Here is a 23699-nt window from a genome sequence, read left to right on the forward strand (position 1 = left end):
GCTGCAAAATGATTGGCTTGTTGGCGCGGCACTATAAGCAGCACCCGCTTCATATTCCAACCGCGCAAACCGACGCAAGCCGGTCATGTCAGCGCCTCCCCGAGAAGGCGCGCGACCGCGGCACTGGGATCGGCCTGCAAGGCCGTGGCGAGGTCGACCTCCTCCTCGCCCTTGACGCGAATGCGCTTGTAGGCGAGCTCGGGCGCGCTGACCGGCGCGGTCGCGTCCAAGCCCATCTTCGCGCTGATGCCATTGTCGGTGGTCGGATCGAGCTTCGAGCCGAGCGCGCCTGACACGACCATGAGATCGCGGTCGGCCTGGAAGCGCGTCGCCACCGCCCATTCGATCTCCTCGGACGAGGAAATATCGACGTCCTTGTCCACCACGACCACCTGCTTGATGTCGTAATGCGCGCCGAACGCGCACATCATGATGTTCTTGGGCTCGCCGTCATTGGTCTTGTCGATCTTGATCGCGAGATGATAGCGGCAGGTGCCGCCGCGCGTGAGGCGAACGTCGAGCACGCCGGGAAAGCTGCGGCGCAGATGCTGCAGCAGCGTCGCCTCGCGCGGCACGCCGCCGAGGATCAGGTGCTCGAAGCCGCCGCCGACGATGGTGTGGAAGATCGGCGCCTTGCGATGCGTGATCGCATCGACCTCGATCACCTCGCGATTGGCGCGCGGACCATAATATTGGGGGAATTCGCCGAACGGGCCTTCCGGTTCGCGCACGCCCTGCAGGATGCGCCCCTCGATCACGATCTCCGCATGCGCGGGCACGCGGACCGAATTGGTGCGGCACTTCACGACGTCAACGGGCGCACCGAGCAGCGCACCGGCAATCGCCATCTCGTCCTCGTCGAGCGCTGCGATCGCCTGCGAGGCAAGCATCAAGGCGGGATGCGCGCCGATGACGATCGCAATCTCCAGCGCCTGCCCCAGCTCCTCGGCGAGACGATAGTAGGAGAAGGTATGCCGCGGCAGCAGCAGCACGCCGATGCGGTTCTTGGCGGAGATCTGGCAGCGGTGGATCGAGACGTTCTGAACGCCGGTCTTCGGGTTGCGGGCAATCAGCAGGCCCGCCGTGATGTAGGGGCCGCTGTCGCGCTCATTGTGCTTGGGCACCGGAAGCTGGCGCAGCAGGTCGACGTCGTCATGGACGACCTCCTGCACCGGCCCGCTCGCGACCTCCTGCGTCGGCAGCGGATGGCTCGCGGCAGCAAGGAACCGCGGCAGCAACTCGTCCTCGGTGACGCCGATGGACTCGGCAACCCAGTCGCGGCCGGTAAAGAGGTTCGCGACGACCGGGATCGCGTGCCCGTCGGGGCGTGGAAACAGCACGGCGCTGTCGCGCTCCAGCCGTTTTGCGATGGCGGCGAGTTCGTCCGCCAGCGCAACGCCCTCGCGCGCGATCGCGAGCTTGCCGCGCTCGGCGAGATAAGCGAGCCAGGCGCGCAGATCGGCGGGCGCGTTCCTCGCAACATTCTCCATTTGCATACGGGTCTTTCCTTAAGGTCTTCTAGTCAGGGCGCGATCTTGCGCAGCGACGGCGAGCGGCGCTTGAGCGCCTCGTCCTCACCCCAGCGGCGCACGACGCCGATATCGATGTCGTAGAGGTCGAGTACGCGGCCGACGGTGTGCTCGATCATGTCTTCGAGGCTTTCGGGCTTGGCGTAGAAGGCCGGCACGGGCGGCGCGATGATCGCGCCCATCTCCGAGAGTGCCGTCATCGTTCGGAGGTGCCCGGTATGCAGCGGCGTCTCGCGCACCATCAGCACCAGGCGCCGGCGCTCCTTGAGCACGACGTCGGCAGCTCGGGTCAGCAATGTCGTGGTCACGCCCGACGCGATCTCGGACATCGAGCGCATCGAGCACGGCGCCACGATCATCCCGGCGGTGCGGAACGAGCCGCTGGAGATTGCGGAGGCCATGTCGTCGATCGCGTGGTTGACATTGGCGAGCGCCCTCACCTCCGCAATCTTCAGGTCCGTCTCGTAGGCGAAGGTCTGCTCGGCGGTCTTCGACATCACCAGATGCGTCTCGACGCCGGCATTGCGCAGGAGCTGCAGCAGGCGCACGCCATAGGTGACGCCCGAGGCGCCGGAAATGCCGACGATCATCCGCTTGGGGCTGGCGTCCTGCATATCTTTGGCTTCGCTCCCGTGGATCGTGCGCCCTCTGAGGTCCACGTTCATCCGCGCCAAGACTAGGCAACCGCATCCATCACCACAAATAATGATTGATTATACAATCGATCATTTGAGATGATGAACGGGAGCGAGACTGCTTACGGAGGAGAGGCACCGTGGAACTCAGGCAAATGCAATATTTCCTGTGCCTGGCCGAGGAGAGGAACGTCACCCGGGCGGCACGCCAGCTCAACATCGTGCAGCCGGCGCTGAGCATGCAGATCGCCAAGCTCGAGGCCGAGCTCGGCCAGAAACTGTTCGACCGCAGTGTCCAGGGCATGAATCTGACCAGTGCCGGCGAAGCGCTGGTGCGGCTGACGGCGCCGATCGTGCGCGACGCCGAATATGCGCGGCAGGAGATGGCGCAGCTCGGCGGGCGCATCTCGGGTCGCGTCTCGGTCGGCCTCATCACCTCTGTGGCGCAAAGCACGATGGCGAGGTCGTCGGCGACCGTCGCCAGCCGCTATCCGGAGATCACGCTGTCGGTCTGCGAGGGCTACACCGAGACGCTGGTCGACTGGGTCAACACCGGCCAGCTCGATTTCGCGCTGATCAACGTGCCGCGCCGCAAGACGCCGCTCGCCGCGCATCACGTCATGGACGAGGAGATGGTGTTTGCCTGCCGCAAGGACGGCCCGATCAAGCCGCCTGCAAGACTGCGTTTCGACCACATCGCGAGTTTCGACCTCGTGCTGCCGTCCAAGCGCCATGGCCTGCGCCTGATCCTCGACGAGCACGCCGCCGCAATTGGCATCGACCTGCGCCCTCGGCTCGAGCTCGATACGCTGCCGGCGCTCTGCGACGTCATTGCGACGACCGATTTCGCGACGGTGCTGCCGACCATCGCGCTCCGGCAATCGCTGGCGAGCGGCGCCATCCGGGCGCATCGCTTCGATGCGCAGAGGATCGTACGCTCGATCGCCTGGGTGCATCACCCGCGGCGCGCGGTGTCGGCGGCGGCCAAGGCCGTGCTCGATGTCATCAGCCACGATCTTGCGCAGGCCGCGGCCGTGGCGCGCGAGTTTGTGGAGCCCTCCTCCGGCGGCAAAAGCTCGGCTTCCCGCAAGGAGGGCCGAAAGCCGCGGAAGCGAGCCAGTTAGAACCAATCGAGATTGCCGCCGTCTGCGTTGAATCTCGCAATCGCAAGCCGATATTGTCGATACCACCCATCGCGTCTGGATCCGCCATCCTCCCGCCATGCCCTTCTTCCAGCTCAACGACGACCATATTGTCCCCGATGATCTCGAGGGCTTCGACCCCGAGACCGTGCCGCGCGCCATCACCGCCTTCGGCGGCCGCATGGCCACCAAGGGCATGGAGCTGGCCATGCACGAGCATCGCAAGGACGAGCTTGTCCTGACCTTGCGGGGCATCGTCAGGCTCGAGGCCGGGCACGGCGTCTGGATCGTGCCGCCGCGCTGCGCGGTGTGGATTCCCGGCCATGTCCCGCACAGCGTCACCGTGATCGGCGATGTCGAGATGTATTGCCTGTTCGTCGAGCCGGATGCGGCCCCGACATTGCCGCGGCAATGCTGCGCGCTGTCAATCTCGCCCTTGCTGGCAAATCTGCTGGAGCACGCGGCCCACATGCCCGTCATGTACGACGTCGACGGCGCCGACGGCCGCATCGCCACGGTGCTGCTCGACCAGCTCTCGGCGGCGCCGGTCGAAGAGCTGCGCTTCCCGATGCCTGTAGACGCCAGGCTGCGCCGGATCGCCAGCGCGATGATGGAAGATCCCTCCGACCGCGCGACGATCGACGATTGGGGCCGGCGCATCGCCGTCGCCCCACGCACCCTCACCCGCATCCTGCAACGTGAGACCGGCATGAGCTTTGGCCGCTGGCGCCAGCAGCTCCACATCCTCATCGCACTTCAGCGCCTCGACCAGGGCGCCTCGGTGCAAACAGTCGCGCTCGATCTCGGCTATGAGGGCGCGAGCGCCTTCGTCACCATGTTCCGCAAAGCGCTGGGCAAGCCGCCGGCGCGATATCTGGCCGAGCGCCGCGCGCACTGACCGGAAATCGCAATCGATTGTCCCGTTCGCGGAATGCGGTCGCAGCTGCGATTTCGTATCCAGGCTCCGAAGCGCCGGTGGGCGCATTGCAAGGGAGCTGGATACATGGATTCGATCAGCAGTGGTCTCGTCGCAGACGTCCTTCACCGTCTTCATCAGGAAGCGGAGATCGCCGACGCGCCGCTGATGCAGGCCTTCATGAACGAAGGCACGAGCCGCGAAGAGATGATCAGCCAGGCCATCGCGGCCGAGAGCCGCGATCTCACTGAAGTCTACCAGCGGTTTGCGAACAATTTTCTCAGCGTCTCGCCGCGGTTCGGACGCTTCCTCTACATGTGCGTCCGCGCCTTCAAGGCCGAGCGCATCGTCGAATTCGGCTCCTCGATGGGGATTTCCGCGATCTACATGGCGGCAGCGTTGCGCGACATGGGCGGCGGCCGCCTGATTGGGACCGATCTCGAACCCGGCAAGATCGAGCGCGCTCGCGCAAACGTCGCGGCTGCGGGGCTTGCCGACTTCGTCGAGTTCCGGCTCGGTGATGCCCGCGAGACGCTCAGCTCTGGCCTCGGCGAGATCGACATGGTGATGCTCGACGGCGCCTTCACCCTGTATCTTCCCATTCTCAGGCTGCTGGAGCCCCATTTAAAGCCCAGCGCGCTCATCGTCGGCGAGAATGCGCTCGAGGAAGCCTCGGGCTACGTCGACTACGTCCGCGATCCCCGGAACGGCTATCTCTCTCTGTCGCTGCCACTCGATCCCGGCCGCGGCAACGAACTCACCGTCAAGACCAGATAGTCCGGGAGCCAGACCTTGATCGAGCCCAGCCAGACGCCGCAACTCTCCGAGCCATCGCAGGTCCCGCAAGGTCGCGTCACGCGCATGTTGCTGCGATGGCTGATGCGCCCTGCACGCGTCGTGGCCGTCGAGACGCTGTCGCCGCACTTTCGGCTGATCGAGCTCGAAGGCGAGGCCCTCAAGGACGTCGCCTGGACCGCGGGGCAAAAAATCCAGGTCGCGATCGGCGCGGGCCTGAGCGCGCGCACCTACACGCCGATGTCGTGGGACGTGCGCGGCAGGACACGACTCCTTGCCTTTACGCATGGCGACGGCCCCGGCGCCCGATGGGCGAGCGGCTTGCGCGAAGGCGATATCTGCCAGTTCTTCGGGCCGCGCCGCTCGCTCGATCTCGCCGGCCTCGAGGCACCTGTTGTGCTGTTCGGCGACGAGACGTCGTTTGGCCTGGCGGCGGCCTTGCGCGACAATTTGCAGGCAGGTGGCGCACTCCACATGTTCGAAGCCACGGATGTCGCAACGTCGCAGCAAGTGCTGGAGGCCATCAGCCTCGGCCAGGCGAGATTGATCGCGCGCAGCACCGGCGAGGATCACCTCGCGACCGTTGAAGCGGAAATGCTGCGTCTTGCTGCAAACGGAGCGCAGTTCATCCTGACCGGCAAGGCATCCTCGATCCAGCGCATCAGCCGTGCGCTGAAAGCCGCGGGCGTCGCATCGTCGCGGATCAAGGCCAAAGCCTATTGGTCGCCCGGCAAGACCGGACTGGATTGAGCCTCATCTCGCTCGGACAAGATGTCGCGCCCACCGCAGAATGAGACGCGTTGGTAAGTTTTGAGACGAGCAGGCATGACGACCGCGGCAGCCTGCTCGCTACGGTCCAGGCGCAGAAAATCGCGACCTGGCTTCATCCCGACTCCCGTCCCGGACGATCCCAGGGCTCGCACAACGAGACCGTCGGGAGATCCAGTCCGAGATGGCACGGTTCGGTCGCAGCAAGAACACGGATAACACAGCTGGGCATGCTGACGGTTTTCATCCCGATAGGAGGTCGTTGCTCGCACTCGGCGGTGGTGCCCTGCTCGCCGCCACGGGGCTGCGTCCTGTACAAGCGCAGGACTATCCGGCCCGGCCAATCCAGGTGCTCGTGCCCTTTGCCGGCGGCAGCGCCAGCGACGTCATCACGCGCATCCTGCTCAACCGCATGTCCACGTCACTGGGACAGGCCTTCGTGGTCGACAATCGTCCCGGCGCCGGCGGCAATATCGGCACCGCGGCCGCGGCGCATGCGGCCCCTGACGGCTACACCTTGCTGATGAGCACGTCCGGCCCGCTGGCCGCGAACAAGTCGCTCTACAAGGAGCTTCCCTACGATCCGCTGAAGGATCTCACCCCGATCGGCCTGTTCGCCACGATGCCCAATGTCATCGTGATCAATTCCAAGCTGCCGCCGAAATCGCTGGCCGAGCTGATCGACTACGCCAAGGGGCATCCGCGCGAGCTGAACTACGGCACGGTCGGCGTCGGCTCGTCGCAGCATTTGTCGGCGGCCTATTTCGAGCAGCTCACGGGCACCGAGCTCACGCACGTTCCTTACCGCAACATCGCCGCCTACACGCCGGACTTCATTGCAGGGCAAGTGCCCCTCGGCTTCCAGCTGTTGCCGAACGTCCTCGGCCTGATCAAGAGTGGCGATGCGCGCCCGCTCGCGGTGGCCAGCGACAAGCGCATGACGGCGCTGCCGGATGTGCCGACCGCGGCCGAGGCCGGCCTGAAAAACTACGAGAGCGCGGCCTGGCTTGCGCTGCTTGCGCCGGCGAATACCGACAAGGCCGTGATCGACAAGCTCTACAAGGCGATGATCGAGGCCGTGAACGATCCGAAGGTGCGTGCCCTCTTCGTCGAACAGGGCGCCGAGCCGCTGGTGATGGACCCCAAAGGCCTGACCGATTACATGACCACGGAAACCACGAAATGGGCCGGGATCATCAAGAAGATCGGCATCGAGCCGATGTGATCAGTCACATCGAGCCGATGTGAGCGATCACACCAGGCTCGACTTGCCGCGGCTCAGCACCTCGCCGGCGCCCTTGTCGCCGACGATCCTGCCCTGCTCGTACACGACGCGGCCACGGGCAATTGTGGTGACGGGCCAGCCGGTGACATCAAAACCTTCCCATGGCGTGTAGTCCGCGCCGTGGTGCAGGTCGGCCTGCTGGATCTTCTTCCTCAGCTTGGGGTCCCACAGCACGACATCGGCATCGAAGCCGACACCGATCGAGCCCTTGCGCGGATAGAGGCCGTAGATGCGGGCGTGGTTGGTCGCGGTCAGCTCGACGAACTTCTGCAACGTAATGCGTCCCTTCGAGACGCCCTCGGAGAACAGGATCGGCAGCCGGGTCTCGACACCGGGAATGCCGTTCGGCACCCAGCGGAACGAGGTGCGGGCGTTCGGGGTCAGCTTGCCCTTGGGATCGTCGTAGCGGAACGGGCAGTGGTCGGACGAGAAGGTCTGGAACACGCCTGTCGTGATGCCCTCCCAGATCGCCTGCTGGCTCTCGGCATCACGCGGCGGCGGCGAGCAGACATACTTCGCGCCCGTGATGTCCATGTTGAGGCCCTTCATGTCGTCGGCCGTCAGCGTGATGTATTGCGGACAGGTCTCGGCGTGCACCGGCAATCCGCGCTGCTGGGCCCAGCGCACCTGCTCCATCGCCTCGCGGCCCGAGACGTGCACGATCATGATGGGAACGCCGATCACCTCGGCATGGCTGATGGCGCGATGCGTCGCCTCGCGCTCGACGGCCTGGGGCCGCGAGGTGCCGTGATAATAGGGCGCGATGTGGCCTTCGCGCTCCAGCTTGCTGGTGAGGAAGCGGATGGCGTCGTAGCCCTCGCAATGGACCATGACCAGCGCCTCCTCGCGGCGCGCGACCTCGAACACCTCGAGCAGCTGCTTGTCGCTGAGCACGAGGTCGTCATAGGTCATGAACACCTTGAAGGAGGTGTAGCCGTCCTTGACGAGGGCCGGCAGCTCCTGCCCGAGCACGACCGCGGTCGGATCGGAGATGATGAGGTGGAACGCCGTGTCGATATAGCATTCGCCCTCGGCGAGCTTGCGGTAGTTCTCGACACAGGTGCGCAGGGATGTGCCCTTCTCCTGCAGCGCGAAGGGCAGCACCATGGTGTTGCCGCCGGCCGCCGCCGACCGCGTCGCCGAGGCAAAATCGTCGGCCATCACCACGTCGGGGCCCGAGGCTTGCGAGATATGGACGTGGCTGTCGATGCCGCCCGGCAGCGCCAGAAGCCCCGTCGCATCGATCTCCCGCGCCGCGCCCTCGATACGCTCGGCGATGCTGACGATGCGGCCGCCCTGAATGCCGATATCGGCGCGAAACTCGTCGCTGGCCGTCACGATGGTGCCGCCGCGAATGGCGAGATCGAGCTGGGTCACTGTTGTCTCCGTCACTTGATGACAGCCGATGTCTGGAAGATCCGGCCCCATGGCGCAAGGGCCGTGATGTCGCCGCCGGCGAGGTCGAGGGATCGCCACAGCGTCACCGCGACCGAGTCGAGCACGGCGATATCCAGCTCCCGCTCCAGCGTGGCCGCAAGCGCCGCACCATCGAGATTGGTGCAGAGGATGACGATGACGTCCGCGCCTTCCGCCGCCACGGCACGGATCATGTCCGCGATCGTCGCCGGCGCCACCTCGCCAAAGGAAAAGTTGTCGCGCAAACCGAGGTGCCGCTCTGCGTGCGGGGCGATCCCCTCCTCGGCCCAGACATCACCGATCCGCCGCTGCACGTCGTCGGTGTAGGGCGAGACCAGGCCGACGCGCTTGGCGCCGAGCGCCCGTGCGGCATCGATGCAGGCGAGCGTCGACGTCGTCGCAGGCACACCCGTGCGTGCCGTGATCGCCTCGCAAAGACTTCGGTCGCGGCCGATGCCGAGCCAGCTTGCGGAGGTGCCGTTCCAGGCGATCGCGTCGGCCTTGGCATCGGCCAGCAGGTCCGCGGCCGGCAGCATCACCGAGGCGTCGAACTGGCTCAGTGCAGCGGCGTCGAGCGCGATCTCGGTGACGCGGAAGCGCGCGAAATGTGCGGTGACGCCGGAGACGCCCGCCAGCATGGCGCTGGTGACGGGCTCCAGCACCGAGTTGGAGGACGGCGTGATCATGCCGAGACGCTTGCGCAAAACTACATCGATCACGATCGCTCCGTTGGCGCGGAGCGCATCAACGCTCCCTCGAAACGATCATCGGCATCCCCGGCGCTGCGCGCAACCCGCAATTTGCATACTGCATGCAATTTGTTCGATATGCATTTGTTTTAAGCCACATACGTCGCCTATTTGGGCATCGCCTTCGGCTCGGAATGGCTAGGATGAGTTGCAAGCAGGAAATCTCGCGTGCCGCAGAAATCCGAACCGAACCCGGGACGAAAGTCGCCCAAACTCAAGCGGATGGGCCTGCATGAGCGCGCCGCCGCGCGGATGCGGACGATGATCATTCGCGGCGAGCTGCCGCCGGGCTCGCAGACCCAGGAGACAAAACTGTCGAAGGAACTCGGCGTGTCGCGCACCCCCTTGCGCGAGGCGATGAAGGTGCTCGCCGCGGAAGGGTTGATCGAGCTTCGTCCCAACCGCAGCCCGCGCATTGCCGATATCGCGGTCGAGGGCATCTCGGAATTGTTCGAGGCCCTCGCCGGCATCGAGCGGCTGGCCGCCGAGCTCGCCGCGGAGCGCGCCACCGAGCGCGACCTCGCCCGCCTCCGCACGCTTCAGACCCGGATGGAAGGTCATCACCGCAACGGCAAGCTCGACGACTATTTCGCCATCAACGGCGAGATCCACAACACCATCGTCCGCATGGCCCGCAACACGCCGCTGCGCGAAGCCCACGAGACGCTGATCTCCCGCGCCGAACGCGCGCGCTATCTCGCACTCGGTGCCGACAGGCGCTGGAGCAATTCGGTCGACGAGCACGCCGATATCCTGGCCGCGCTTGAAGCGCGCAACGGCGAAGCCGCCGGCCGCCTGCTCGGCGCCCATGTCGCGCGCACCGGCACGGCGCTGCTCGAAGTTCTCGCCGCCTCAGAAGCCAAGCGGACGGCGGCATAGTCATGAAGCTGCTGCTGCTCAACCCCAACACCAGCGCCGCAGTCACCGAGCTCATGATGGGTGTCGCGCAGCGCGCGGCCGCATCAGGCACCGAGCTGATTCCCCGCACCGCGATCCGCGGCGTGCCCTATATCGCGACGCGCACCGAGGCGCAGATCGGCGGCGCCATCGCGCTGGAGATGCTGGCCGAGCAGCACACCAAGGTCGACGCCGCGATCATCGCGGCGTTCGGCGATCCCGGCCTGTTCGCCGCGCGCGAGACCTTCGACATTCCCGTGGTCGGCATGGCGGAAGCGGCGATGCTGACCGCCTGCATGGCCGGACGCCGCTTTGCCATCGTCACCTTCGCCCAGGCGCTGGGGCCCTGGTACGAGGAATGCGTCCGCGCCCACGGGTTGTGGGAGCGCTGCGCCGGCATCCGCATGCTCGATACGCCGTTTCAGGCGATCTCGGAGGTCGGCACCGAGAAGGAGGAGGTGCTGGTCGAGCTCGCCCAGCGCGCCATCGTCGAGGACGAGGCCGATGTGCTGATCTTTGCCGGCGCCCCGCTCTCCGGCCTTGCCGAGCGCGTCGCGGACCGGATCCCCGTCCCCGTGGTCGATCAGGTCATAGCGTCGGTGAAGCAGGCCGAAGCCCTTCATGCGCTGCGCCTGCGCAAGGCGACGGCGGGCACGTTCCGTCGGCCCGCTGCGAAACCGACCATCGGTCTTGCCGACGCGCTTGCCGCCCGGCTCGAGCATCGCGACAGCTGATCAAAGAGGCGACCGGCGATGCGAAAGGTTCAATCCATTTCCGATCGAGCAGCCGGCGGCAGACCAGGGCACGAGACTTGCTTTCTCCTCTGGGGCAACGGGAGGCAACACCATGGCTGAAACGCAAGGCGGCCGATCGCTCGTCGTCGACGCGGTCACCCACCGCTATCCGAGCGGCGCACTCGCGGTCGAGAACATCAATCTCGACATCAAGGGCGGCGAGATCATCGCCCTGCTCGGCCCGTCCGGCTGCGGCAAGACCACGCTCTTGCGCATCATCGCCGGCTTCATCGCGCAGACGCAGGGGCGGATCATCATCGGCGACGACATCGTCGATGCGCTGCCGCCGAACAAGCGCGCGGTCGGCATCGTGTTCCAGAACTACGCGCTGTTTCCCCATCTCAGCATCAGCGAGAACGTCGCCTACGGCCTCGCCGCCCGCGGCATCGACAAGGCCACGCGCCAGCGCGAAGCGCAGCGCCTGCTGGAGCTGGTGCAGCTGCCTGCTATGGCCGAGCGGCTGCCGCGGCAGCTCTCCGGCGGCCAGCAGCAACGTGTTGCGCTCGCCCGCGCGCTCGCGATCAAGCCGTCGATCCTGCTGCTCGACGAGCCCTTCGCCGCGCTCGACAAGAATTTGCGGCTGGACATGCAGATCGAGGTCAAGCGGCTGCAGCGCGTCTCCGGCATCACCACGCTGATCGTGACCCACGACCAGGAAGAAGCCCTCTCGATGGCCGACCGCGTCGCCGTGCTGAGCCATGGCAAGCTCGAGCAGTTCGGCTCGCCGTCCGACGTCTACGACCGCCCGCAGACGCTGTTCGTCAACACCTTCGTCGGCTCCACCAACCGCATGCCCGGTGTCGTGGTCTCGGCGGATCGCACGGCGGCAAAGGTGCGGCTCGATGCCGGCGCCGAGATCATCGCACGGCCCGCGGGTGGCGCGCTCAGCGAAGGCGGCCGCGTCACCGTCTGCATCCGCCCCGAGCATCTGCAATTCGTCGGCGACGAGACCGGCTTTGCCGGCGTGGTCGGCATGTCGCTGCCGCTGGGTGCCACCGTCGTGCACGAAGTCACCACCGCCGACGGCTCCGGCGTCAAGGTCTCGCAGGCGCGCATCGGCGAGACCCGCGCGCTGGAGAACGGCGCTGCGGTGCGCCTCGCGCCGCTCGCCCCATCGCTCGCCAACGCCTTTCCCGCAACGCTTTGAATCCAGTTTTTGTCCAGAGGGGAGTTCGACATGATCATGAACCGCAGAAGCCTGCTGACTACGGCGCTCACACTCGGGGCCATGAAGGCGTTTCCCGGCCTGAGCTACGCCCAGGCCCGCCCGCTGGTGTTTGCGACCTTCACCGGAAGCTGGGAGGAAGCGCACAAGGCCGTGCTGGTGCCGGCGTTCCGTAAAGCCAACGCGGATGCCGCGATGGTGCTCGATCCCATGCTCTCGGTCGACCAGATCGCGAAGGTCAACGCCGCCAAGGCCAATCCGCCGATCGACGTCATGCTGCACGATCCCGGTCCAGCCCTCGTCGCCATCGGCCAGGATCTGGTCGAGCCCTACCCGGTCGAGAAGAGCGCATACTACAAAGATCTGATCGCCGAGGCACAGGAGCCGATGGGCCCCGCCCCGTTCTTCCAGGTCGTCGGCCTCACCTACAATCCGGAAGCCGTCAAGACGCCGCCGACCTCATGGGCCGATCTCTGGAAGCCGGAGTTCAAGGGCCGCGTCGGCATCACCAACCTCAACTCGACGCTCGGCACCGGCTGGCTGGTCGAGATCGCCAAGATGCGCGGCGGCTCGGAGGCCAATGTCGATCCCGGCTTCAAGGCGCTGGAGGAGCTCAAGCCCAATCTCGCGGCGGTCGCCGCCAATCCCGGCGCGCTCGCGACCCTGTTCCAGCAGGGCCAGATCGACATCTCGCCGGGCAATTTCAACGCCATCCAGATCCTGAAGGCGCGCGGCGTGCCGGTCGAGTTCGTTGCGCCGAAGGAAGGCGCCATCGCCTTCAAGACCACGATCCACATCGTCAAGAACTCGCCGAACCGCGAACTCGCCTTCAAGCTGATCGAGGCGGCGCTGACGCCGGAGGTGCAGACCACGCTGATGAACCCGCCCTATCTGATCGTGCCGACCAATTCCAAGGTGACGATGGGCGGCGAGATCGCGCGCGTGCTGGCTAAGGACACCGCCGAGCTGAAGCAGAAGTTCGTGTTCCAGGACTGGAAGAAGATCAACGAGCAGCGCTCGGCCTGGATCGAGCGCTTCAACCGGGAGATCAAGATCTAAGACCTTGAAGGCTTAAGCCATGGGCGCAGCACCGGCATCACGGGACGTCACGTCCTACGGAATGGGACTGGCAGCGCCGCTGGCGCTGTTCTTCCTGCTCTTCTTCGTCGCGCCGCTGCTGCAACTGCTCTGGCTCTCGCTGCACAACGACACGGCCGGGCTCCATTGGGGGCTCGGCCAGTACCTGCACTTCCTGACCGATCCCTTCAGCCTCGGCGTGCTCGGCTCGACGCTGCTGCTGGGGGCCGAGGTGACGGCCGTCTGCCTCGTGCTCGGCTTTCCCATCGCCTGGCTGTATCAGCGGGTCGGGCCGAAGCTCCAGACCATCATCATCCTGATCGTGCTGCTGCCGCTCCTGACCAGCGTCGTGGTCCGCACCTTCGCCTGGATCGTCATTCTGGGGCGCCAGGGCATCATCAACGCCACGCTGCAATCCCTCGGCATCATCGATACGCCGCTAAAACTGCTCTACACCCAGTTCGGCGTGGTGATCGCGCTGGCGCAGGTGCAGATGCCGCTGATGACGCTGCCGCTGATCACCGCGCTCGGCCGCATCGATCCCAATCTCGACGATGCCTCCTGCTCGCTCGGCGCCGGCAGCTGGCGCACCTTCTTCCGGATCGTGCTGCCGCTGTCGCTGCCCGGCGTCATCGCCGGCTGCACGCTGACCTACGCCGCCGCGATCACCGCCTTCATCACCCAGTCGCTGATCGGCGGCGGGCAGATGCTGTTCATGCCGATGTATCTCTACCAGCAGGCCTCGACGCTGCAGAACTGGCCGTTCGCGGCCGCGATCTCGATCATCTTCCTGCTCGCCGTGCTCGCAGTCGTCTCGGTCTTCACCACGCTCGGCCGCATGTCGCGCGGCTATGGAGGCGCATGATGAGCGGCCGCAAGCGCACTCTTGAGGCGATCAGCTTCGAGCTCGTCATGACCGTGATCGCGGTGATCGCGCTTGCCATCATCATCGCGCCGTCGCTCGTGGTTCTGATCGTCTCCTTCACCAGCGGCTTCTCGCTGCGCTTCCCGCCGCCCGGCTATTCGCTGCGCTGGTACGCCGAGCTGTGGAATGCCTGGCAGCTGCATTTCGCGGCCAAGAACAGCCTGATCGTGGCGTTGTGGGCAACTAGCCTGTCCGTCGTCCTCGGCGTCGCCGCGGCGCTCGCGATCTCCAGGTCGCAGGCCCTGTCGGCGCGGCTTCTCGACTCCCTCTTCATGTCGCCGCTGGTGCTGCCCGCGCTCGCCTTTGGCCTTGCCGCCCTGATGCTGTTCTCGCTGGTCGGCCTGCCGGTGTCGCCGTTGACGCTGGTGATCGGCCACACGGTTGTGTGCGTGCCCTATGTCGTGCGCAACACGGTTGCCGCGCTGGCCCAGCTCGAGCCGACCCTGCTCGAAAGCTCGGCCGTTCTGGGCGCGAGCCGCCTCTACACGTTCCGCCGCATCGTGCTGCCGCTGATCCGGCCGGGCATCATCGCCGGCGCCTTCATCGCCTTCATGTCGTCCTTCGACAACGTGCCGGTGTCGCTGTTCCTGCGCGATGCCGCGACCGACATGCTGCCGATCCGGATGTGGCAGGATCTGGAGGGCAAACTCGATGTCACCATCGCCGCGCTGTCGGGCGTGCTGATCATCGCGACCGTCGCGCTGGTCGCGGTGATGGAGCGCGTCACCGGCCTGTCGCGGCGGCTGACCAACTAATCAGGCCCCGCGAAACAGCGAATAGCCCCAGCGCGTGAATTTCAGCGGCAGATGAAAATGCTCGTCAACGTTCTTGATGCGGAAGCGGAACGGCGTCACGGTCAGGAAGCCGTCGCGCTCGCCAAAGAACTCGCCGAGATGAAACAGCACCTCGTACTCGCCAGCCGTCACGCCTGCGCCTTGCGCAACGGAATGATCGAGCACGCCATTGGCACCGAGCCGCCCGTCGGCGATGCGCAGCGAGTCCGGATCGATCCGCCAGATTTCGACGCGCAGCCCCTGCGCCGGACGCCCGCTCGCCACATCGACCGCGTGAATGGAAATGCCGCCTGCCACAATGTTCCTCCCATGAGCGCAGCGCCATGGTAGACGGAAATACCGCCATTCGGCCAGCACCCGCGTTGTTGCCCGCCCTGGGGGCGATGACCGCGCTTCAGGCCCTCGTCGCGCTGGCCTTGTTCGCGCCCGGCGTGGTTGCGCCTTGCGCCCATATCGAGGTCTGGCAGCTCTCGATGTTCTCCTGCGCGGTGTTCGCGATCGGCATCCCCGCCTCGTTCTGGGGCGGCGGCTTCATCGCGCGGGTCGGCTCGCTGCGGATCGCAAGTCTCTGTGCGGCGGCCATCGTCGTCGGCATGGCATTGGCCTCGCTCGGGTCGAGCGCCGCCCTGCTGGCCGCGGGCCTTTGCCTCGGCCTCGCCATGGGGCCCGAGACGCCCGCGAGCGCGGCGCTGCTGTCGCGGCTCGTCACCGCCGAGCGGCGCGCCTTCGTCTTCTCGGTGCGCCAGACCGGCAACCAGATCGGCGCAGTCTGCGGCTCGCTGGCCCTGCCCGCAATCGCCATCGCGTTCGGGCCGGCTTGGTGCTATGCGGCCGTGGGCCTCTGCGCGCTGCTCGCGATTGCGCTGTTCGAATGGTTGCGGCCGGCCTACGCCGGCAAGCTCGTCCCGTCCCCAAAACTCGATCTCCGCGCGCGGCTGGCGCTGATGACGGCGGACCGGCGCATCGCGATGCTGGCGCTGGCCTCGATGCCGTTCAGCGCGATGCAGGTGTCGCTCAACACGGTCTTCGTCACGCTCGGCACCCGCGAGCTCGGCCTTGGCCATATCGAGGCCGGCATGGCGCTCGCCTGCGCGCAAGCCGGCGGCCTCGTCGGCCGGCTCGGCTGGGGCTACGTCGCCATGCGCCTCGACGCCTCACGCGCCGTGCTCGTCGTCATCGGCCTTGGCATGGCCTTCTGCGCCGCGCTGCTGGGCCTCGACGGCGCATCGCTCGGCCGCAACGGGCAATTCATCGTTGCTGCATTGTTTGGCCTGACGGCATCGGGCTGGAACGGCGTCTTCATCGCCGAGATCGCCCGCCTCGCCCCGCAGGACCGGATCGGCGAGACCACCGGCGCAGTGCTCACCGCATCCTATGCCGGCCTGCTGGCCGCGCCGGCCGTGGTGTCAATCCTGGACGGTGTGGCCGGCCTTGGCGCGGCGTTCTTCGCCTTGGCGTGCCTCGCCCTCTGCGGCACAGTGGCGCTGATCTGGGGAGGCCATGACAAAGCCGACAAATAGCGCCCGTGAGATCGCGGCCGATGCCGCGGCCGGACGGACCAGCGCCGTCGAGACCGCAAAGGCCGCGCTCGCGCGGATCGAGGCAGCCAGGGCCTTGAACGCGGTCGTCACGACCGATCCCGCCCGCACGCTCGCCGATGCCGCCGCGGTCGATGCTCGCCTGCGCGCCGGCGAGACCATGCCGCTCGCCGGTGTCCCCGTCATCGTCAAGGACAACATCTGGGTCGGCGGCTGGCGCGTGACGCAGGGCTCGCGCCTGTTTGCCGATTTCATCGCGCCGCGCGACGCGATTGCGGTCGAGCGCCTGCGCAACGCCGGAGCTGTTATCGTCGGCATCGGCGCGACGTCCGAGTTCGCCAGCAAGGGCGTCACCACCTCTCAGTTGTTCGGACCGACACGCCATCCACTCGATCCCGCGCTGACACCCGGTGGCTCATCCGGCGGCCCGGCCGCCGCGGTTGCGGCCGGCCTCGTGCCGCTCGCGATCGGCACCGATGCGGGCGGCTCGAGCCGCAGGCCGCCGGCCCATGTCGGCGTCGCCGGCTTCAAGCCGTCCTATGGTGCGATCCCCTATGGGCCCGGCTTCGCCGAACCGTTCTTCGGCCTCTCCGTGATCGCACCGATCGCCGCCGATGTCGCCGACATCGCGCTGGCCTTCGAGATCATGGCCGGCACCGATCCGCGCGATCCGGATGCAGCCGTCATCGCGCAGGAAGCCGAGGACATCGTGGACTTGCGCATCGCCTTCTCGCCGCGGCTCGGGCTCGACGTCGCGGTCGACGACGTCGTCGCCAACGGGCTCGTTTCCGTCATCGCGCGTCTCTCCGCCGCCGGCCTCAGCATCATGCTACGCGATCCCGTCTGGCCGACCGGTGCAACGGAAGAAGCCATCATGCCGCTCCAGCATGCCGGCCTTGCCGCGCTCTATGGCGACGCTTTCCGCAAGGATCCGACCGTCTTCGACCCTGACATCGCCAGGCAGATCGAGCGAGGGCTGTCGTGGTCGGGCACCGACGTTGCAGGCGCGCTGATCGCGAGCGCCGCGATCGCCCATGCCTTCGCGGCCTTCTTCACCGAGGTCGACCTGCTGCTCACGCCGACCGTCCCCTGTGTCGCCTGGCCGTTCACGCAAGCGGGACCCGGCACGATCGGCGGCCGCGCGGCGAGCCCGCGCGCGCATGCCGTGTTCACGCCGTTCGTCAATCATGCCCGCCTGCCGGCGATCTCGCTTCCCTGCGGGGCCGACGCGAACGGCCTTCCCTTCGGCCTCCAGATCATCGCCCGTCGCGGCCAGGATCGGACCCTGCTGCGCGCCGCGCGACAGATCGAGGCGCGGTTGCAAGCGTAGCTTTGGCAACGCGGCTATTTCGGAATAATAGCAATATATCCCTGTTTTGCCCGACGGGTCAAATCGCGGCGATGCCTGCGTAAGCCGTTGATTCCATTATCCCCGGCTACTGTGCATGGGGTTGTTTTCGCACTTTTTTGTTTGATCGGGCTCCCTAACTGGCGAAAGACCGACGCAACCGCCGCCAGCCGATGACAATTCCGGTGATCGAGAACATCAGCCCGAGCGCGCAAAGGCCGACGATCAGCACATCGCGAAAGCGCGGATGCGCGTTGAGGATTGGGAAATCGAGCGTGTGGAGCGCGCCATAGGCCCAGCGATAGGCCCGCCGCGACGCATCCAGCCTTTGCAGCACACGGCCGTCGGCGCCGTCGATGTCGAACCAGAGGCCACCGCAGCGAGAGCGGTAGACGGGCGCACCGGGAACAGCGGACTGTGCGGGATAATCGTCGTTATCAGCGAGGATGGAGGGCGCACCGCAGCCCGTCGCAAGCCGCGTCATCATGCTCGCGATCTCCTGTGCGCTGAGGCCCGGCGACTCCGCACCGTCCGGCCGCACCACAACCTGCGTGTCGAGACCTGTCTGTTCGCGTCGATAGAGCTTGCCGTCGAAAGCGAACCATTCGACTTCGTGAGCCAGGGACGAGATAGGATTCTTGTCGAGTGGCGGGGCCGTTCCCCAATCCGGCGCGGCGTGCACCACACCCGTTTCGGCCGAGGTCAGTTGCCCGCGCGAAAACAGCCGGCCGTGATCCATGGAGAGCCATCCGCTGAAGATCCAGGTCAGCACGAAGACGGTCGCCACGAGGCCGATGACATGATGCAGGGCGTGCCAGCCGCGATACGGCGACGAGAGATGGCGTCCCTGCATCTTGACCCGCACGATCCCGAGCACCGCACCCAGCAGGGCTGCAATCAGCGCCAGCAGCGACAGCGTCCAGACCACGCGATCCCACAGCGCCCAGTTGCTCCTGAGGACCGTCGGATAGATCCAGTGCAGCACACTGCCGGCGAGATTCCAGCCGCGCTCGCGTCGCGTCGTATCCAGCACGACCTCGCCGGTGCGCGACGAGACGTAGACCTCCGTTCCGGCCGCGTCGCCGAGGGCCACGCGAAACAAGGGTCGGTGACGATCAAAGCCGTTCGGTACGCTCCATTGATCGTAGTCAGCGTATGCCACGACCGCCGCATGCGCGGCATCGAGCCCGCGCTGACGCGCATGAACCATTGCGATGGCGAGCGCGACATCGGGCGATCGCACTGAGGCATCCTGCCCGTCAGCAGCACGAACCGCGCGCAGGCGCGAGGGCCCCGACACGATGTAGACCGGCCCGTCGGTTCTTTGGATCAAGCGAACACGCGCAGCATCGGCGATCCCGCTCGCAGTCACCGCATCGGCAACCGTCAAGGTCGCCTGCGCGCGCCCCACCGGCGCGAGGCCGGCAACCCGCTCCGCTTCCGCCAGCGACGGAAACGGAACGAAATGCATCACGATTCCGCTCGCGAACCACATCGCGAACAGCAGGCAGAACGCGATCCCGAGCCAGCGATGCAGCAGGACGATCGCGCCCATCATGGGTTCAGCGCCCTACCATTTGAACGCCGCCGAGATCTCGTAGGTGCGCGGCGCGCCCAGGAGGATCTGGTCGGGATAGAACGGATCGCCCCAGATCGCGTAGCGCTTGTCGGTGAAGTTGCGCACGCGGAAGGTCAGGCGGGCCTGGTCGACGGCATTGAAGACAGTCTTCGGGATGTCGACGAAGGCGTAGACGTCGCCGACAGTATAGGCGTTCATCGTCACTGTGTTGGCGTCGGTGGTGTAGCGATCGCCGACGTGCCGGCCGACGATGCCGAGCTCCACCGGCCAAGGCGTGAAGAACCGGTACGACGCGCCGACATTGGCGACGATGCGCGGCACGTTCGGCGGCGTGTTGCCCGAGAACGAGCCGCCGGCGAAATTGTAGTCGGCATAGCGCGCATCGACATAGGCGATGTTGCCCCACAGCCGCAAAGGCTCGATCGGCCGCACCGCGGCGGCGAGCTCGACGCCCTTCGATTCCTGCCGCCCGGCGATATTGAGCGCCTGCCCGCCGGCCGCCGCATAGACGTTCTTGCGCTGGATGTCATAGGCCGAGAACGACCACTCCGCCCGGTTGTCCCAGAACAGATGCTTGACGCCGGTCTCGTAGGTGCGCGACGTCGTCAGGTCGAGCGGCTGGGTCGGCAACAGCAGGAAGATGTTGTTGGCGGACACGTCGGCACCGGTCGCGTACTGGCTGAAGAAGGTCAGGCCGGGCACGGCCTCCCAGGTGTAGCCGATGCGTCCCGTCACCGGCGCCCAGTCCGTGGTGTACGGAAAACCCGCCTTCTCCAGCCCGGTCTTGTCGGTCCAATTGCGATCGAGCCCGATATGCTCGACGCGGAGGCCACCGACCAGCGCAAAGGTCCGCGTCAGCTTCAGCCGGTCCTCAAACGACAGCGCCTCGTTGTCGATCCGTGCGGTCTGCCGCTGGATCTCGAGCGAGCCGTAATAGCCGCGCGGCGGATCGACCAGCGGGACATAATCAGACGGAAAATTCGCCGCGCCCGGTCTGACGAAATCGAGATAGCTCGACGACAGCGTCGTGACCAGGCGATTGTCGAAGCCCGCGATATTGGCGTCCCAGATCAGGTCGGTGATATTGCCAACCAGGCGCTGGCTGTGCGCGACATAGAAGCGCTCACGATACACTTGGTTGTTCGTGGAATCGAACGCCTCGATCTCGTTGTTGAACCACGAGCGCTCAGCACCGTAACCATAGGCCTGGCTCTTCAGCGTCAGGTCGGGCGCCAGCTTCAGCTCGAAGCCGCCGCGCAGCCACACCTCCTGCGCCACGTTTCGGTTGTCGAGGACATTGTAATTGGTGTTGAAGGTGCGGTCGTCGATCGTGACGGCCCCGAGGTCGGTCCTGTTGAAGTAGGTGCCCGAGACAATCCCGGCCGTCGCATGCGAACCGCTGAAGGCGACCGGCACCAGCGGCGCGCCCCAATAGGCCTTTCCGCGGTCCTCGCGATATTCGACCGCGCCCCAGACCTTGAGGCTGTCGGAGATGCGGTAGTTCAGCTGGCCCGAGACATCGAGCGTCTTGGTGTTGGTGTCGTCGACAAAACCGTTCAGCGAGGAGCGGCTGATGTCGAAGCGGTAATCGAGGCCCTGAACGTTGGTGCTGCCGCCCGAGCCGTAATGCGCGCGGAACGAGTTCAGGGAGTCGTACGAGAAGTCCGCCTCGTTGCGGATCGCGCCGGTGTGCGGCTGCTTGGTGACGAGGTTGATCGCGCCGCCGGCGGCGCCCTCGCCCGAGATCAGCGAGGCCGGGCCCTTCAGGAATTCCACGGCCTCCAGGTTGGCCGTGTCCATGATCCGCGAGGTCATGTTCTGCGGGCCGATCTTGATGCCGTTGTAGAGCGTGTTGATCTGGCTGTTGGTGAAGCCGCGCATCGAGAAGCCCGCCGGCTCCCCCGGCGCGTCGCCGGAGGTGACGCCGACCGCGCCCTGCGCCACCTCGGAGACGGTGCGGTAGCCCTGCTCGCGCATGGTCTCGGCCGAGATCACTTCGACGGTCGCCGGTATCTCGCGCACGGTCAGTCCGAGCCGCGAGGCGCTTTCGGCGACCACATTGGTGTTAAGCGGCGTCTGCGCCGTCACAGCCGGCACGGCGGGCTTGGGCACTGCGGATGCGGTCGCCGGCCGGCGCGCTGCCGCGCGGCGCGTGCTCTGGGCGTCCCGGGCGGCCGGCTTGGCCGGCTTGCGGGATTGCGGTGGCGACACCTCCACGGGCGGAAGCGGGTCGCGGGCCTGCTGCGCCAGCGCGGCGGGCGGATCGAGAGCGGCTAAGGATGTGAACGCGGCGGAGGCGAGCAGGACGCTGCGCGGTCGTACGATACGGATGGAAAACACGGTCTTGGACCTCGGTATGACGTCAGTGGCACGTCACAGCGAACGAGGTCTCACCCTGGGCTTGTCAGCCCTCCGATGAAGCCGAATGTCTGTACTCCCCGACCGACATCTTCGCGTGTGACCACGGCTGACGGCAGGTCTCCTGGCTCGCGGGTCACGACCGCTTCGTCGCCTTCCCGGGACCGAGGACCCAGTGGCTTCTGACGAAGGATTATCCGCTCACAGTTGCGGGGGCAGCCACGGCATTGGGGACAACGTCCCCGCACCGCATTCCCTTTTCATCCCCTCTCGGGGAAACCGTCGCGAGCATCTAGGATTACCAGCAAGACAGAGTCAATGTACCAGTTGCGGCGTTATTGCCACAGCGACCAACTTCCGTGGAGATAAGTATGGAAGGCGCGACCTTCCTCTGGCTGATCCGACATGCGCCCGTCGACGGCGTCAAAGGGACGATCCATGCCGCCGATGCACCCGCGGACCTGACCGACCGTGCGCAGCTGGAAGCGCTGCGGTCGCGCCTGCCGCGGGAAGCTGCGAGCTATGCGAGCCCTGCGCGACGCACGATCGAGACAGCGCGCGCGCTGGGGCTCGAACCGGATCCGGTGCGCGAGTTCGGCGAGCAGGATTTCGGCGACTGGACCGGCCGGCGACATGACGAGCTCGCAGCGAGCGGCGGCGAGGCCTACGCGCAATTCTGGAGCGATCCGGCGCACCTGAGACCACCGGGCGGCGAAAGCTTCGAGGATCAGGTCGCGCGCGTCCGGCTGGGACTGTCGCGGATCGGCGCCGGATCAGCAACGCTCGTCGTCCATTCCGGCACGATCCGCGCCGCGCTGTGCATCGCGCTCGATCTCGCACCGGAAGCGGCACTGCGCTTCGTGATCGATCCGCTGTCGCTAACCCGGATCGACCGGCTCGCCACCGGCTGGCGGGTGATCTCCGTCAATCAGCGGGTCAGCTAGGCCTGTCAGGCACATTGGCCTGCGCAAAGGTCGCCATGCCGTTGTGAAGCGCACAGGCGAAGCGCACCAGCGGCAGCGCAATGGCGGCGCCCGATCCCTCCCCGAGCCTGAGATCGAGGCTGATTAGCGGCTGCACGTTCAATGCACGCAGCACCAGCCGATGTCCCTGCTCCGCCGATTGATGCGAGGGCAGCAGGAAGGGCTGGCACGACGGGTTGAGCCGCACGGCCGCCAGCGCCGCGACCGACACGATGAAGCCGTCGATCAACACGGGGATGCGGCGCTGCGCAGCCGCAATGATGGCGCCCGCGATCGCGGCGATCTCGAGACCGCCGACGGCACACAGGATCTTGTCGGGCGGCGCGCCCGCAACGCCATGACGCGCGATCGCCGCATCGATCACGCGCGCCTTGTGCGCGCGACCGGCCGCATCGACGCCGGTGCCGCTGCCCGCGATCTCCTCGGCGCTGATGCCGAGCAGGCTCGCGGCGATCGCCGCGGAGGTCGTGGTGTTGCCGATGCCCATCTCGCCGAAGATCAGGAGGTCGGGCCGGCTGGCCTCGGCACGCGCCACCGCGCGCTGGCCGGCTTCGAAGGCGAAGGCCAATTCCGCGGGCGTGAGCGCAGCCTCGACGCTGAAATCGCGAGTGCCATTGCGCGGCTTGTCGGTGATGATATCAGGCATCGCCTCCTGCGCCAGCGTGCCGGCGTCGACGACTTCCAGGTTTGAGCCCAGCTCGCGCGCCAGCACCGAGATCGCGGCGCCACCGGAGGCAAAATTCGCCATCATCGCGATGGTGACTCCTTGCGGATAGGCCGACACGCCCTGCGCGACGATGCCGTGATCGCCGGCGAAGATGATGATGGGCACCCGCCCGGCACGCGGTTGCTCCGTCGCTTGCAGGCCGGCAAGCTCGATTGCGAGCTGCTCGAGCCGGCCGAGTGCGCCGGTCGGTTTTGTCAGTTGCGCCTGACGCGCGATCGCCGCGTCGCGATGGGCGGCGGAGATCTCGGGGCATTCCTGGGTGACCCAGTCGGGGAGCAT

General features: G+C 66.5%; 22 protein-coding genes and 1 riboswitch. Of the genes, 14 read left to right on the plus strand and 8 right to left on the minus strand.

Going from position 1 to position 23699, the window contains the following annotated elements; translation table 11 throughout:
• Positions 1 to 83: 83 nt before the first annotated feature.
• Positions 84 to 1496 (minus strand): UbiD family decarboxylase, encoded by a 1413-nt coding sequence (locus tag N2603_RS29335; protein WP_260384866.1) that lies wholly within the window; start codon positions 1494 to 1496, stop codon positions 84 to 86.
• Between the two features lie 26 nt (positions 1497 to 1522).
• Complete coding sequence (locus N2603_RS29340) at positions 1523 to 2143, minus strand: UbiX family flavin prenyltransferase (RefSeq protein WP_260384867.1); 621 nt, start codon at positions 2141 to 2143, stop codon at positions 1523 to 1525.
• Between the two features lie 176 nt (positions 2144 to 2319).
• On the opposite strand from N2603_RS29340, the gene N2603_RS29345 reads away from it, so the two are divergent.
• From N2603_RS29345 to N2603_RS29365, 5 genes are all read left to right on the plus strand, one after another.
• Positions 2320 to 3288 carry a LysR family transcriptional regulator gene (locus N2603_RS29345; protein ID WP_260424289.1) on the plus strand — a complete coding sequence of 323 codons (969 nt, stop codon included), beginning with the start codon at positions 2320 to 2322 and terminating at the stop codon, positions 3286 to 3288.
• 97 nt (positions 3289 to 3385) lie between these two features.
• Positions 3386 to 4204, plus strand: coding sequence for an AraC family transcriptional regulator (locus tag N2603_RS29350; protein ID WP_260384868.1), 819 nt, complete (start codon positions 3386 to 3388; stop codon positions 4202 to 4204).
• A gap of 105 nt (positions 4205 to 4309) precedes the next feature.
• Positions 4310 to 4999, plus strand: coding sequence for an O-methyltransferase (locus tag N2603_RS29355; RefSeq protein WP_260384869.1), 690 nt, complete (start codon positions 4310 to 4312; stop codon positions 4997 to 4999).
• A gap of 15 nt (positions 5000 to 5014) precedes the next feature.
• Positions 5015 to 5767 carry a siderophore-interacting protein gene (locus N2603_RS29360; protein ID WP_260384870.1) on the plus strand — a complete coding sequence of 251 codons (753 nt, stop codon included), beginning with the start codon at positions 5015 to 5017 and terminating at the stop codon, positions 5765 to 5767.
• A 202-nt stretch (positions 5768 to 5969) separates the two neighbouring features.
• Positions 5970 to 7010: a Bug family tripartite tricarboxylate transporter substrate binding protein gene (locus N2603_RS29365; protein WP_311740674.1), complete on the plus strand. Its 1041-nt coding sequence runs from the start codon at positions 5970 to 5972 to the stop codon at positions 7008 to 7010.
• 27 nt (positions 7011 to 7037) lie between these two features.
• On the opposite strand, the gene hydA is transcribed toward N2603_RS29365, so the two are convergent.
• Positions 7038 to 8498 (minus strand): dihydropyrimidinase, encoded by a 1461-nt coding sequence (hydA, locus tag N2603_RS29370; protein ID WP_260384872.1) that lies wholly within the window; start codon positions 8496 to 8498, stop codon positions 7038 to 7040.
• A complete protein-coding gene (locus N2603_RS29375; protein ID WP_260424290.1) occupies positions 8459 to 9172 on the minus strand; it encodes a maleate cis-trans isomerase family protein in 714 nt (237 codons plus the stop codon). Before N2603_RS29375 ends, hydA begins: the two co-directional genes overlap by 40 nt.
• A gap of 231 nt (positions 9173 to 9403) precedes the next feature.
• Here N2603_RS29375 and N2603_RS29380 point away from each other — a divergent pair, with 231 nt between their 5' ends.
• The 6 genes from N2603_RS29380 (at position 9404) to N2603_RS29405 (ending at position 14848) form a co-directional block, all read left to right on the plus strand.
• Positions 9404 to 10114: a GntR family transcriptional regulator gene (locus tag N2603_RS29380; protein ID WP_260384873.1), complete on the plus strand. Its 711-nt coding sequence runs from the start codon at positions 9404 to 9406 to the stop codon at positions 10112 to 10114.
• 2 nt (positions 10115 to 10116) lie between these two features.
• Positions 10117 to 10866 carry an aspartate/glutamate racemase family protein gene (locus N2603_RS29385; protein ID WP_260384874.1) on the plus strand — a complete coding sequence of 250 codons (750 nt, stop codon included), beginning with the start codon at positions 10117 to 10119 and terminating at the stop codon, positions 10864 to 10866.
• A gap of 112 nt (positions 10867 to 10978) precedes the next feature.
• A complete protein-coding gene (locus tag N2603_RS29390; RefSeq protein ID WP_260384875.1) occupies positions 10979 to 12073 on the plus strand; it encodes an ABC transporter ATP-binding protein in 1095 nt (364 codons plus the stop codon).
• Between the two features lie 30 nt (positions 12074 to 12103).
• Entirely contained in the window at positions 12104 to 13150 is a 1047-nt protein-coding gene (locus N2603_RS29395; protein WP_018647610.1) for an ABC transporter substrate-binding protein, read from the plus strand.
• 19 nt (positions 13151 to 13169) lie between these two features.
• Entirely contained in the window at positions 13170 to 14033 is an 864-nt protein-coding gene (locus N2603_RS29400; RefSeq protein WP_260384876.1) for an ABC transporter permease, read from the plus strand.
• Complete coding sequence (locus tag N2603_RS29405) at positions 14033 to 14848, plus strand: ABC transporter permease (RefSeq protein WP_260384877.1); 816 nt, start codon at positions 14033 to 14035, stop codon at positions 14846 to 14848. The genes N2603_RS29400 and N2603_RS29405 overlap by 1 nt, the downstream gene beginning before the upstream one ends.
• Here the strand turns inward: N2603_RS29405 and N2603_RS29410 are convergent, their stop codons facing one another.
• Complete coding sequence (locus N2603_RS29410) at positions 14849 to 15184, minus strand: hydroxyisourate hydrolase (protein ID WP_026312749.1); 336 nt, start codon at positions 15182 to 15184, stop codon at positions 14849 to 14851. It abuts the gene before it with no gap.
• A 26-nt stretch (positions 15185 to 15210) separates the two neighbouring features.
• On the opposite strand from N2603_RS29410, the gene N2603_RS29415 reads away from it, so the two are divergent.
• On the plus strand, positions 15211 to 16407 hold the full coding sequence (locus N2603_RS29415) for an MFS transporter (RefSeq protein ID WP_260384878.1): 1197 nt from the start codon (positions 15211 to 15213) through the stop codon (positions 16405 to 16407).
• Entirely contained in the window at positions 16388 to 17755 is a 1368-nt protein-coding gene (locus N2603_RS29420) for an amidase (protein WP_260384879.1), read from the plus strand. Before N2603_RS29415 ends, N2603_RS29420 begins: the two co-directional genes overlap by 20 nt.
• Positions 17756 to 17909: 154 nt before the next feature.
• Here N2603_RS29420 and N2603_RS29425 read toward each other — a convergent pair whose 3' ends face one another.
• Both N2603_RS29425 and N2603_RS29430 read right to left on the minus strand, forming a co-directional pair.
• The gene (locus N2603_RS29425; protein ID WP_260384880.1) at positions 17910 to 19331 is read right to left on the minus strand and encodes a PepSY domain-containing protein; all 1422 of its coding nucleotides are present in this window, start codon (positions 19329 to 19331) and stop codon (positions 17910 to 17912) included.
• A gap of 12 nt (positions 19332 to 19343) precedes the next feature.
• On the minus strand, positions 19344 to 21692 hold the full coding sequence (locus N2603_RS29430; RefSeq protein ID WP_260384881.1) for a TonB-dependent receptor: 2349 nt from the start codon (positions 21690 to 21692) through the stop codon (positions 19344 to 19346).
• Positions 21693 to 21807: 115 nt separating this feature from the next.
• Positions 21808 to 22009: riboswitch (cobalamin riboswitch) on the minus strand.
• 72 nt (positions 22010 to 22081) lie between these two features.
• Here N2603_RS29430 and N2603_RS29435 point away from each other — a divergent pair.
• Complete coding sequence (locus N2603_RS29435) at positions 22082 to 22654, plus strand: histidine phosphatase family protein (protein ID WP_260384882.1); 573 nt, start codon at positions 22082 to 22084, stop codon at positions 22652 to 22654.
• Here N2603_RS29435 and cobT read toward each other — a convergent pair.
• Positions 22647 to 23699, minus strand: coding sequence for a nicotinate-nucleotide--dimethylbenzimidazole phosphoribosyltransferase (gene cobT, locus N2603_RS29440; RefSeq protein WP_260384883.1), 1053 nt, complete (start codon positions 23697 to 23699; stop codon positions 22647 to 22649). The genes N2603_RS29435 and cobT overlap by 8 nt on opposite strands.

Source organism: Bradyrhizobium huanghuaihaiense, assembly GCF_025200885.1.
Classification (GTDB): domain Bacteria; phylum Pseudomonadota; class Alphaproteobacteria; order Rhizobiales; family Xanthobacteraceae; genus Bradyrhizobium; species Bradyrhizobium huanghuaihaiense.